General features: G+C 38.0%; 13 protein-coding genes. 6 read left to right on the top strand and 7 right to left on the bottom strand.

The genetic code is table 11. The features are described from left to right. Positions 1-5 precede the first annotated feature (5 nt). Positions 6-449, top strand: a complete 444-nt coding sequence (locus tag AN490_RS06735) for an HNH endonuclease signature motif containing protein (RefSeq protein ID WP_137909324.1) — start codon at positions 6-8, stop codon at positions 447-449. 240 nt (positions 450-689) lie between these two features. Here the strand turns inward: AN490_RS06735 and AN490_RS06730 are convergent, their stop codons facing one another. Together AN490_RS06730 and AN490_RS06725 are read right to left on the bottom strand one after the other, a co-directional pair. Beyond that, the gene (locus AN490_RS06730) at positions 690-875 is read right to left on the bottom strand and encodes a peptidoglycan-binding domain-containing protein (RefSeq protein WP_300001115.1); all 186 of its coding nucleotides are present in this window, start codon (positions 873-875) and stop codon (positions 690-692) included. A 58-nt stretch (positions 876-933) separates the two neighbouring features. Then, positions 934-1,425, bottom strand: a complete 492-nt coding sequence (locus tag AN490_RS06725) for a M15 family metallopeptidase (RefSeq protein WP_300001113.1) — start codon at positions 1,423-1,425, stop codon at positions 934-936. Positions 1,426-1,760: 335 nt separating this feature from the next. On the opposite strand from AN490_RS06725, the gene AN490_RS06720 reads away from it, so the two are divergent. After that, positions 1,761-2,054, top strand: a complete 294-nt coding sequence (locus tag AN490_RS06720; protein ID WP_300001111.1) for a Shedu anti-phage system protein SduA domain-containing protein — start codon at positions 1,761-1,763, stop codon at positions 2,052-2,054. A gap of 125 nt (positions 2,055-2,179) precedes the next feature. Here AN490_RS06720 and AN490_RS06715 read toward each other — a convergent pair whose 3' ends face one another. The 4 genes from AN490_RS06715 to AN490_RS06700 form a co-directional block, all read right to left on the bottom strand. Further along, complete coding sequence (locus AN490_RS06715; RefSeq protein ID WP_300001109.1) at positions 2,180-5,188, bottom strand: TIM-barrel domain-containing protein; 3,009 nt, start codon at positions 5,186-5,188, stop codon at positions 2,180-2,182. 39 nt (positions 5,189-5,227) lie between these two features. Further along, a complete protein-coding gene (locus AN490_RS06710) occupies positions 5,228-5,959 on the bottom strand; it encodes a hypothetical protein (protein WP_300001107.1) in 732 nt (243 codons plus the stop codon). Positions 5,960-6,036: 77 nt separating this feature from the next. Then, the gene (locus AN490_RS06705; RefSeq protein ID WP_300001105.1) at positions 6,037-6,489 is read right to left on the bottom strand and encodes a nuclear transport factor 2 family protein; all 453 of its coding nucleotides are present in this window, start codon (positions 6,487-6,489) and stop codon (positions 6,037-6,039) included. A gap of 75 nt (positions 6,490-6,564) precedes the next feature. After that, complete coding sequence (locus AN490_RS06700) at positions 6,565-7,881, bottom strand: VCBS repeat-containing protein (protein WP_300001103.1); 1,317 nt, start codon at positions 7,879-7,881, stop codon at positions 6,565-6,567. Between the two features lie 396 nt (positions 7,882-8,277). Here AN490_RS06700 and AN490_RS06695 point away from each other — a divergent pair, with 396 nt between their 5' ends. From AN490_RS06695 to AN490_RS06685, 3 genes are all read left to right on the top strand, one after another. Next, the gene (locus AN490_RS06695; RefSeq protein ID WP_300001101.1) at positions 8,278-9,210 is read left to right on the top strand and encodes an NB-ARC domain-containing protein; all 933 of its coding nucleotides are present in this window, start codon (positions 8,278-8,280) and stop codon (positions 9,208-9,210) included. Then, positions 9,204-9,545 carry a hypothetical protein gene (locus AN490_RS06690; protein WP_300001099.1) on the top strand — a complete coding sequence of 114 codons (342 nt, stop codon included), beginning with the start codon at positions 9,204-9,206 and terminating at the stop codon, positions 9,543-9,545. The genes AN490_RS06695 and AN490_RS06690 overlap by 7 nt, the downstream gene beginning before the upstream one ends. 171 nt (positions 9,546-9,716) lie before the next feature. After that, a complete protein-coding gene (locus tag AN490_RS06685) occupies positions 9,717-10,868 on the top strand; it encodes an alanine--glyoxylate aminotransferase family protein (RefSeq protein WP_300001097.1) in 1,152 nt (383 codons plus the stop codon). Between the two features lie 56 nt (positions 10,869-10,924). Here AN490_RS06685 and AN490_RS06680 read toward each other — a convergent pair whose 3' ends face one another. After that, positions 10,925-11,827, bottom strand: a complete 903-nt coding sequence (locus AN490_RS06680) for a DUF4351 domain-containing protein (protein ID WP_300001095.1) — start codon at positions 11,825-11,827, stop codon at positions 10,925-10,927. A 329-nt stretch (positions 11,828-12,156) separates the two neighbouring features. Here AN490_RS06680 and AN490_RS06675 point away from each other — a divergent pair, with 329 nt between their 5' ends. Beyond that, positions 12,157-12,345, top strand: a complete 189-nt coding sequence (locus AN490_RS06675) for a hypothetical protein (RefSeq protein WP_015078494.1) — start codon at positions 12,157-12,159, stop codon at positions 12,343-12,345. Positions 12,346-12,624 lie beyond the last annotated feature (279 nt).

Raw genomic sequence — 12,624 nt, 5'->3', positions numbered from 1 at the left:
CAATTATGGAGCGTCCTTATTTAAATCTAGAACTTCGCCGTTTAGTTGCTCAAAGAGCAGATAATTTATGTGAATATTGCCTGATTGCTGAACATGATACTATTTTAGGATGTGCCATTGATCATATTATTAGTATCAAACATGGTGGCTCATCAAATATAGATAATCTAGCTTATTGTTGTGTTTATTGTAATCGTTTTAAAGGCAGTGATATCGGTTCAATTATTATAGATAAAAAAGAATTTGTGCGTTTTTATCATCCTCGTTGGGATAATTGGGGAGAACATTTTAAACTGAATAATTCTACTATTGAATCTCTCACAAATATAGGACAAGTGACGGCTAGAATTTTAGGGTTTAATGATCAATCTCGTTTATTAGAACGTCAATTACTTATTGATAATAAAAAATATCCTTCTCTTTTGGCAATGAGAAGAATGAAGGATTAATGCAACGTCTTCCAGATTATTGAAATTGCGATAATTATGCTGGTGGTAAAATGAGTCGCTGGATCACTAATTCTGGATTATCTAAAAATGGATTGATTTGGTTAAAATCAAATAGTCCATTGGCAATATCTCCTGCATATTGATGAATTAAAACTTTACAAGGAACTGGGTTTGCAGGTGCTATTTGATCTCGATTCCAAGGGCGCAGCTTTGTTTGTTGATCACCGTCAGAGGTTGCTGTTAAGATATACCTAATAATCTGCGGGTTTGAGGTCCAACAACACCATCTTGACTTAAACCTTTTTGTTCCTGAAACTTCTCTACAGCAGATTCCGTATCGTCATCATAAATACTATTGGCTCTACCGCTCCCTTTATGATATTTTCGGTAAAATATCCCTGAAACCCCTACACCGACATCCCTCATTAATTTATATCAAACCCATGTACACCAATGGTTTTGGATATATCAAAAGGATCTTTGATCACAAGGGGAACGGTAGAACCATACTATTAATTTGGGTTGCGTTTAGAAAACCAGCATTAACTAACGCTTGCTGAACTTTGCGAACATCTTCACCTTGCAAATTAGGATTAGTAAGTTTCAGAAGTCTAGCCGTAGCAAAACCTTCGGCTGGAGACATATCCAGTCGTGCTGCTGTTTGGGGTCTGAATGTACCATCTACTGTAATTTGATCGTTGGGGTTGTTTTTGTTCCAGAGTTGCTGAAAAGCCTTTACCCCAATATCGCCAATATCATCCCTAACACCGCTACCTCTATAGGTGAAATGAACTGAATCAGCATTACCAAACCAATCCCAATCTTCATTTCCTAAAGCAGATATCCAAGCCTGAAAATCAGGAGTATCCAAAGCTAAACCATCTTCATGATTACTTAAACCTGGCTTGGCTGCACGTGGTATGTTACACTGACCATTCTCATACCAGCTACGCAGAAGACTTAAGAATCCTGACAAACGATACTGTTACAGGTTATCAAATAATTAACGCTTTGTCTTCGATGGTACGTTACAGTATTCTAGTGAGTCAGAATTTAGGAGAAAACAAATATGTCAACCGATAACTTATCAACTACAATTAAAGATTTTGTTTGGGTGTAACAACCAGGAATACTAGGCATAGATGCGACAAAATAACCCGAAAAATTTAAATGTATGTGAAGAAAAGTAAAATCGCCCAAAACTCTCTTCCTGTTCCCAGTTAAGAGTTCCCTGTTCCCTTGTCATAACGACAATTTTTAACGCCAACCTACTTAGTAATTGGAGATTCTATTAAAAAATCCTATTGTTTTGTGGAATTTGAAAATGCTGCATCTAACAGCATATTTGTTTCCAGATCAGGAAAAAATACTCCTGAATGGTCTTCCAGATTTGAAAAAGGATTCACCCAGATTTTAGATTGGTTTTGGAAACTGGATGATTTAGAAAAAACAGATGCTTTTGAAGATAGGTTTACTGCCAGAAATATTAGACCTCTTGCACAATTGTTTCTCTGGTACGATAGAAGGTTTCAGGTTTTATGTATTTTTGGTGTTCTTTGCGATCGCAAATTCAACCATAGCCGTGTAACTCTAACTTTTATCTAAAAAAACACAACCCTCAATCGTAACATAAAATTAATTTTGCAAGAGGTCTAATAGAAACCTTTATTTGTCGGGTTTCCTTTCGTCAATCCAACTTTGTATCTTGAAGGACACCACATAATGTGGTTCTAAGCATACTCCAAAGTCATTGTGATAGAAGAAATATTATCAAATACCTTAATAAAGCTAATATTGATGGTTGGGTTGTAATACCAAGCATTAACACTAGCCCCATTGAGGGCATTATAATCTCCATTGCCTAATTGCTGGATTTCTTGATTGTTGAGAATAACGTTATTCAAAGAACCAGAGCTTCCCTGAGTTTCAGAAGGATCGTGCAAAATAGCAACAAAGAAAAACGTCTCGTACTGAGGCGTATAGTTATCATGAATACGCTCTATTTTTATTTGACGAGTGTTTTGTTCTGGATCTGTATATTCATGGGTAATCTTTGTCTCCCGATATTCACTTCTTGCCTGTGGATCTCCTCCTTGTTCTTCTGGTTTGTCCACTGCTGAAGAACGACTAACCCCGTCATCTAAATACATTGTATATTCTCCACTTTGTCCCGGATAAATATTCAAAGTAATAGGATTGGGTTTATCTTGCTGATTCAGTTCCCCTACATACTGTTCAATCTCAACAGTAGGAATAATTGCACCTGAACGAACATAGATAGGAACAATGAAATTAATGTGTTTCCCCTCAAGATTAAGATTAGCATCAAAGTCTCGAATCGTCGTTCCTCCTTCAACTAAACTGGCTAAGGGTAGTTGGTCGTTCATAAAACAATACCAATTACTACCTTGGGGGAGATAAACATCCCACTTACCTCCATTCGTTTCCGATTGAGGTTTGGTAATAGGAGAAATGAGAAGATCCTTTCCGACAAAAAACTGGTTGTCAAGGAAGTATTCTTTATCATTATAAAGAGACTGGTCTTGAGGATCATTAAGAAACATGGGACGGCAAATAGGCATTCCATCCAAAGTATTCTCGAAAAGGCAGTCATAGAAAAGCTGCATCAACCGATAGCGCAATTCAATATAATGTTTGCAAATCGGCAATACCATTGCATACAAATCTTGCGGTTGAGGTATAGGCAGTTTCCGTTCTGTGAAGTATTCCACATACATAAAAGGTTCTTGGAATTCTTTGCGCCCTTTTCGGACATAATGATTTCTGAACCAAGGTAAGAAAGCACCCGCCACTGTCCAACGAATTAAGAGTTCGGGACTTGCCCATTTCTCCTCATCTTTTCTTGATTCAAAACCACCTATATCTTGACCGCAGATAGCAAGTCCACACATTCCAAGGGAAAGAACCTGAGAAACATTCATCCGGAGAAAATCCCAATCCGAAGCATTATCTCCCGTCCATAATCCTGAAAAGCGATGAGAACCAGTAAAACTACCTCGCCCAATGATAAAGTTGCGTTTATTATCCCGTCCAGGTAGATAATTTAGTCCATGATAAGTCGCTTTATGGAGATTGTAAGCATAAAAGTTCCAGACTTTGATTGCAGGGGTTAATTGAGGCGTAACACCAGAAATAAGATCACTGGTCACATAGAGTCGAAAAGGAAACCCTTTCATGTCACCTCGGTTATCCCGAATAGCTGGGGTTGTCATATCTTGCCAGACCATTTCTAACCCCATATCAAAGAGATATTGATATTGCCTTCCCCACCAATCTCGCACTTCTCTTCGTCCCAAATCAGGATAATTACCAGGGGTTCCTAATGTACCCCCATAATAAACTTCTCCAATATAGGGTTTACCACTATTAAATCCTTCTATCTCATTGGGGTCATTGGGACGATATTCACCACGCCACGCGTCGTAACACTGGTATGAGCGACTAGCAAGATTATCGGGTTCATAACGTTTATCTATGACAAAATAACTCTCGTCTTCTCCTTCCTGATAAGTCTGATAATTCGGATCTCTGTTGCTGATAACAGGAGTTATATTTGTACTACACTTAACCCCTTTTTCTCGCAAATTACGAAACATTGATGAAGGGTCAGGAAACTTATTAGTATCAATCGTAAAGGTTTGGTAGTTATGTTGAATATCTACGTCAACATGAAGACCATCCAAGGGAATTTGATAATCCCGATATTTTCCGACAGCCCATTCTACACTACCTCGACTATCATAACCATAACATCCCTGATGATAGCCCAAAATATAGCGAGGTTTTAAACGGGGACGACCGACAATTGCCGTAAAATCGTCTAAGATATGACGGGGTTCACTATTTAAAAAGAAATAGTAATCTAAGTCACCAAAGCGAGTCCCAAACATATAGCGACCAGAATTCATGTAACCCACATCAACCAAGATTTGACCGGGGTTATCAATAAAAATGGCATTAACACTTTTTTGTTGGGGAACACCATTAAATTCAAAAAAGAAGGGATCTGAATGGTAAAGGGGTTCTCGGCTATCTAAAGGACCTTGATTATAAACCTGCCGATAGCGCATATTATCAAAGTTGAAATAATTCAACTGGGCTGTATTTTTGGTTAAACCCTGTCCTCCTTGTTCCCCAAATCCAATATATTTGGCAGTAGCTGGTTTATTTACCGCTTGGATAATGGCATAATCTTCTGACCCATTAGAAGTATAGTAGATTCCGGGATTAGCGGTTTGCCAAACTCTGAAATAGTCATTAGTTTCGGTAGAGAAGCCAAACACTTCAATCACAAAAGGATTAAACTTGACAACCATTTTTAAGCTAGGATGGTCATCTGTCCCTTGGGTTGTCAGTTCAATTTGTTCATTATTTTCCTGAATACTTACTTGGAAATTCTCACTAGCGTTGAGAACTGTTCTAAGTTCTTCAATGCTATCCATAACAACCGAGCGAGTATTTTCTGTAGGATATTGTTCACCAGATTCGTAACTGGGATTGAATCGCACACGAAAAGTATCTTTTTGGATAAATTGAATTAACAGACAGCAACTTTGCCCGTCGGCTTTGGTAAATTGAAGACTGAGACGCTCGCTATCTTGGTCAAAAGAATGAGAAGTGACTCTTTCTAATTTTTCCCATTCTTTATAACGAGAAAAATAGTCTTCTACTTTCAGGAATTTATAGGCATCATTAGCCGCAAAAATTTCATTTAACATGATTGACTCCAATTAAGTTACAAAGATTAAATTGAGTATTTAGCTGATGGGATGAAATTCATTCGCCATCCAAATACAGTCAGTATCGGCGTAATACTGATGCCAAGGATAGAAAAATCGTCCTTGTTCATCGACACATGCAAAGGGAATATGGGTATCCCCCGGACTCATTAATACATCTTCGTAAAGGGTATTAAAATCCTTAGCATGAAATTTTTGCATTCTCCCTGTGCCGTAAATCTGCGTATGAACTTCTAGAAATTCCCGAACTGCGTGTTTATTATGAATTGCGGCATTTGTAACAGCAGGTGAGAACCACAAATTGACTTTAACCTGATACTTTGTGAAATTATTTTGCGCTGGTTGCTCGGTTAAACCTGTGGCAAAATAAGGGTCGAATTCTACAATTCCTAAGTCATACTGAGGAGATTTCCACAAGGGAATATCTTTAGGAAAGTCAATAATTTCTCCTAATTGATGCCATCCCGCATCCAAGATAATACCACCAATGTTAGTGGGACCATATATTTCAATCAGTAGCAAAGAATCACCACTTTTTAAACTAACTTCCTTAAGAATAGTTGAAGCTCTTGGCAACAGGTACTTCTCAGGTAAAGCACCTATATAAGCTTTTTGCTCACCTAAGTTAACAACAATGGTTCGATTTTCGATGTAATAGTCCTTTGCATTCTTTAACCAAAATGTTTTGAGATATTTGCTAGAAAAATTTATTGGCTCTATAAGATTTGGCTCTGTGAGATTCGTTGACATACAAGACTACTCCTAAATTTTAAGAAACCACAAAATTACACTACTAACACTACTAATTTCCAAAAACAAAGTAGGGGTTAGAAACCTGTAGCCTCAAAGTTTTGCCGAATCAAAGCATGGAAAAATTCGCGGAATAATACAATTTTTCCTTCAACTACATGAGCTAAACCGCAGTAATGATTAGTATATTTGATGCCCAAATCCAGTTGCTCAATATCGCAGAAAAATTCAACATAAGCATATTCGTGATCTCTCATGGGGAAAAGCTTAATGTCTTTGCATTCAATATTTTTATCAACAGCTACTTTTTGAAATAGCTCATAAATTCGTTGTCTTCCTCGAAACTTAGGGTACTCTAAACCAGGTATTCCTTTATGGGAGAAAGGCAGTTCAAAGAGGCAATTTTCTGCCCAAATAGTTAATAAATTATCAACCTCCTTGGTTTCTAGAACAGATAGAAACTCAACGACTGCTTTACAAGCGGGATCTGTTGTTATTTTGGTTCTACCGTTCCCCTTATGATCAAACATCCTTTTAATTTTTGAAAATATTAAAACCTCAAATCCAATCGGTGTAGGGGTTTCAGGGATATTTTACCGAAAATATCATAAAGGGAGCGGTAGAGCCGTTATTTTTGCAAGTTCGGTAGCATTCATGTTAATCTCCTTATTGGTCAATTCACTAACGGGTGCAAATCGATTGTAGAAAATAGCGATAAGTGGATTGTCAGCAGTATAGTATCCTGCAACTGAATATCCAATTGTTGCAAAATCAAGTCTGCCATCTCCATCGAAGTCAGCAACAGCAATACGAGCCGCAGAATCAGAAGAAACACGCCATTTGACAAATGCTCCTTTTTCTAGATCAATAACTTTGTAATAATAGACTCCTTGCCAAGGTTCAGGACCTCTGAGAGCTACTAAAAACTCATCATCTCCATCTTGGTCGAAATCAGCACAAATGACAAAATGTCCTGGTCCTTCTCCTAAAGGATTAGGATTGTCATAGACATCCAAAACTAATCGTTGCCATGAATAGTCCCATCCGGGGGAAGGTTGAGATTTCTTGTCCTTATAGTAAACAGCTACGGTGTTACCATGAAAAGGCTCAACTGTTGGAATATAGGCAGACTTATCATCCCCAATTTTACCTAAATCAACGTTACCACTCCCTTTAAAACCTGTTTTAGAAGCCTGTGTCACTTCACCTGTTCCAATCAGTTTTCTGTGCCATTGTTTTTCTTGGGGATCATAATAAAGCCATGTAATTCCTTCTTCTGAAGCAATCAGCGCAGAATCCAGATTGATGTTTGGTTTAACACCAAACAATTGATGATATTTTTTGATTGATACATCATGAATAACATGATAATTGCCCTGATCAATGATTTTTTCATGCCACTGAGGCGCATTTTCAAGGTCGTCTGGTTGAGTAAATAGCTTAACGGGTACGATTGAATGAACATCGTTAGGTCGTCCCACAATAGGTAATGCTAAAACCTCAAGTTTCTCTTCTTGAGTAAAATACCCGACTTTAAGGCGGTGCATTGAAGTCGCTCTACCAATATAGTGACGTTTCCATTCACCATCAGGGTCACCTGGGTTTTTTAGCCAATCAATCTTGCCACCAGTGGGATCGGCATTCACCATTGTTTGACCATATTGATAACAGATAATAATGTCTAAATTACCATCTTGGTTAATATCGCCATGATGCATTCCCACCGGTCCTAAATACTTGGCGATGGTTCTTTTATACCAGCTAGGGTTTTGATACCAATTGACTTCGCCTACACCAAGTCCATAGCCTACTATGTCTATTTTCGAGTCTTTATCAATATCAAAGGCTTCAATCCAGTAGCCATCCTCTCTTTTATCTTCTACAAGCTGTCGCTCAAAATAAGGTTTTAGAAATTTGTTCATAGCTTTCTAAAGTGGGAGGGTGGCGGTAATTCTCATTTAAAATATACTTTCCAATCCCCCCCAAAGCAATGGAAGTTTGCCAACTTAAGCAAGGGAACTTAAAAATCCTGACAAACGATCGCTCTCACCCCTCTACCACAATCCTTTCAAGCGTTGAGATTGTAAGCAAATTAGACCGCAGAATTATTTCAAATTGTTAAAACTTCCCCTTTTTGCAAAATGTTATATTGATAAACACATCAAACAACCGCTATACTCTGTTCAATCTCTTAGCTGTATCTTCATACTCTTATCAGATTAATACCGTTTTCCCGGAAATCAGTTATTTTTCCGGCGATTAAAGCTAATCCTTTAGCCCAATTCGGCTTTGCTTAAAACAATTTATATTTATCACTTATGGATCTACCAAGAAAACGTAAACGTGGGTCAATCCTCACGATTCAAGGTTTAAATAAACTTGAGAACGCCATAAAAACAAAGGAATATGCTGAAAATAACGGCAAGCGATTTACCCTTGATAATCTCAGTATTCAGACTGAATTAGACTCTCATACCTTATGCAAAATTTTTAACTGCAATGTCAGAGTTGATAAAAAGTCTCTAGTCAAATGTTTCAAAGCATTTAATCTGGTGCTAGAGGCTGATGATTATCAATCACCTCTACAGCCTCCAATTCAGCCTTATGGGGATTATAGTTTAGCCCCCGATGTCTCCGTTTTCTATGGACGCACCGCAGAACTGGCAACATTGAACCAGTGGATTCAGGTCAATCGCTGTCAATTAATCATGGTCTTAGGTATGGGTGGTATGGGCAAAACCAGCCTCATAGCCAAGTTAATGGCAGGTTTTACCAACAGCACAGACTCGTCATCATCAGAATTTCAGTATGTCATTTGGCGATCTCTTCATCATACCCCAACAGTAGAAGAAACCTTAACTGATCTAATTCACATCCTCTCTGACCAGAAAGCCATTAATTTACCAAAATCTCCAGATCAATTAATATCAAAGTTAATGCAGTATCTCCATCAAACTCGTTGTTTGCTGGTTTTGGATAATCTAGAATCCATTCTGCAATGGGGAGAACGAGGGGGATCATATCGAGAAGGGTTTGAAGGTTATGGACAACTGATTAGCACAATTGGGGAGTCTACCCACAAAAGTTGTTTAATTATCATCAGTCGAGAACCAGCGATCGCATTTAGTCTACTAGAGAAAAAAGCCAATTCGATTAAATCACTGATCTTGAAAGGGCTGCTTCCTGAAGACGGACTCAAGCAGAATGGCAAATATTACATAATCACTATGGCGGAAACCCCCTCATGCTGAAAATTGTTGCCACTACTATTCATTTTCTATTTTCTAGCAAAATTGATCTTTTTTTAGCCCACGGTCTCACCGTCTTTGACCATATTTACGATTTATTAGATCAACAATTTCAACGCTTATCAGATTTAGAAAAAACCGTGATCTATTCCTTAGCAATTCACCGCAAACCCATATTAATGCCAGAATTAATAAACGAGATTATTCCCCCTGTCACTTCCCAGAAACTATTGGGAATACTAGAGAGTTTGAAATTGCTATCTTTGATTGAATTCAATGGAAACGGATTCACAATGCAAAACGATGTGATGGAATATGTTACCAATCAATTTGGATAACAGGGAACAAAACAAGATTATAGAGATTTCTATTTTTAACAAAACGTATAATTGAATAGCGCGAGAGAAAATATGGAACTTAATTAATTAGTCGCACTTCGGCATACTCATTGACCACATACCGCTATATGATGCGATTAATTACAATTTCATCTCACATAAATTAAGTTTATGACATCCACCATTTCCGTTAATGACAGTCAGCGTCTAGGACTTGAACCCCTCGAAGTCCCCCACCGTCTCCTATTGGGTCCAGGTCCCTCCAATGCCCATCCAGCGGTATTACAGGCGATGAATACCACACCAGTGGGACATTTAGATCCGGCTTTTTTAACCCTCATGGATGAAATTCAATCCCTGTTGCGTTACACATGGCAAACAGAAAACTCCCATACTATCGCCGTCAGTGGCACGGGTACAGCCGCAATGGAAGCCACTTTAGCTAATTCTGTCGAACCGGGTGAGGTGGTATTAATTTGTGTAGCTGGTTATTTCGGTAATCGCTTGGTAGATATGGCGGGCAGATATGGCGCAGATGTCAGAACTATTACTAAGCCCTGGGGACAAGTTTTCAATTTAGAGGAAATCAGCGCCGCAGTAGCCACCCATAAACCAGCAATTTTGGCTTTAGTTCATGCAGAAACTTCCACCGGCGCTCGTCAACCCTTAGACGGGGTGGGTGAGTTGTGTCGTCAACATGGAACTTTGTTGTTAGTGGATACCGTTACCAGTTTGGGTGGTGTTCCCATCTTTTTGGATGAGTGGGGCGTTGATTTGGCTTATAGCTGTAGTCAAAAGGGTTTGGGTTGTTCTCCAGGTGCGTCACCGTTTACAATGAGTGGGCGGGCAATGGAGAAGTTGCAGAAGCGTCAATCTAAAGTGGCAAATTGGTATTTAGATATGACATTGTTGGGGAAATATTGGGGGACTGAACGCACATATCACCACACTGCACCGATTAATTTATATTATGGTTTACGGGAAGCTTTGCGTTTAGTGGCTGAGGAAGGTTTAGCTAGTTGTTGGCAACGTCATCAAAAGAATGTCGAGTATCTGTGGGAAGGATTGGAAGATATGGGTTTAAAGATGCACGTTGAAAAGGAATACAGGCTACCAACTTTAACTACTGTTTGTATTCCTGAAGGGGTAAATGGTAAATCTGTGGCCAGGCAGTTGTTAGTTGAGCATAATATTGAGATTGGCGGCGGTTTGGGTGAACTTGCTGGCAAGGTTTGGCGTGTAGGTTTAATGGGTTTTAATAGTCGTCCTGAAAGCGTGGATAAGTTGATAGCTGCCCTGGGAACAATGATCTCTAATAATTAGTTAGTTTGTAGTTGGGCTAAAGCCTAAGATAATTTTAGAACTCAAGCCCAACTACATTATTCTTGATTTTGATTTAACCAACTTTCTAAATTATCAAGTTTGGTGAAATCTAATAATTCTTCTCCCAACATTTCTAATTTCTCAAGTGATAATTTTTGAATCTTGGCAATTAATTCTGAATTAATTTCTCCAATGCGACGATTTAATTGCCGGATAATTAACAAAGTTTCTCCCTCAATTTTCCCCTCAATTTTCCCTTCCTGAACCGCCAACTCTCTATCCTGTTGATACAATGGTGCTAATCTCATAATTATCTCCCTATCTTCGGTTTCTTGATTGACTCCCAGGTGTTTTTGCAGGTTGTACAATAATTCTAACGTGATTCTCCTAAATGGGTGGTTGGCTGTTAATTCTGCTAATTCCTCAATAGCTTGTTTTTGAACATTTCCTTTTCCTAACATTCTAATCCAGAGAGTTTCTTCCATCCGTGGTAGTTGATGAATAACTACTATGGCTGTACGTAACGCTGCCCCTAAATAGTATATTCCTGGTAAAGAGTCGGTTTTTAAGGTAGTGTTAAAGCTAGATAATATCTCTGGTGATGCTGTCGGAGTAAGTATCCACAGCTTTGGAGTTTCTGATTCTTGAAGATTAGTTTTATTGCGTTTCGCTTCTCTTTTTAAGACTCCCTTTACTTCTAATAATTTTAACAAACAATCACAAATCTCATCAGATGATGCCGGATTGCGATAAGGTTCAAAAATCGCGGGAGTAGATGCAAATTTACCTAATAAACCTAAAAGTTGTAAATTAGGATTTGCTTGGGGATAGGGAGAAAAGTAAACATCAATTTCTCTAACTTCTCCCGCTACACGACTCGGCGCTTGAACTTCTCCATAGTTTTTGAGAAGTTCTTCTAAATAGTCTTTAGCAAATTGATCATGAATGAATCTTGTCATGTAATAATTATATCAGTATATTGTGTTTTAAGTATCAAAGGGTATTTGTAAAGTATAAAATTCTATAAATCACGAAATCCCAGCTTAGTACAGCATCTCACAATTTTAGGTAAAATAGAGATTCTTAACTCACTCCAAAAAGTAGATTACAACTCTACTTCCTGCAAATGTAGAGAATCAAGAAGAAGTGGAAATTCTTCAACTGATGAGGTAGATAATAGAAGAGTCACAACTAATTGACGAGAATTTATACTTCTTGTATTGATTTTGAACTCAGGAAGTTTAAAAAATTCCCTCAGTTTCCAGTAGAAATTAAAGGGGTATCTGTCATGAAAGAATACATGAGTGCTTTAGAGGGGTTAGTCGAGCAATTAACACTAGCTGCAATTTTAGAGATGCTAGAACGGATATGTCATAAAAAAGCGGAAAATCTGAGAACTCACTGGAATGATGAAGAAACCGCAAAGCTTTGGGAGAAAGCAGCTAGACAGATAGAGAATATCAATGTTGATATTTAAATATTGCGAAAACAAATTACTCTTAGTTTATGGTTATTTTCAGTCAATGGAAATAACCAATTTTTAATTTTGTGGATAGCTAATTACCCCAAAAAACCAGCGAGTAATAGTGGTAATAGTATCAAAGCAGACCCGATTAAAACCAGGGTAGCCGGATCAATTTTAATGTGGTTCTTTTGTGGATCACGCATTTTGTAAATTCTGAAAAATAACTATTTTAACACAAGCTAAATTCAATATAACCATTTATTTTTTATTCTGAGTGTTGACAATTATCTA

This window comes from Anabaena sp. AL09 (genome assembly GCF_001672255.1).
GTDB lineage: Bacteria > Cyanobacteriota > Cyanobacteriia > Cyanobacteriales > Nostocaceae > Dolichospermum > Dolichospermum lemmermannii.
Note: the sequence above shows the minus strand (reverse complement) of the source record. Positions and strands in the feature narration are given on the sequence as shown.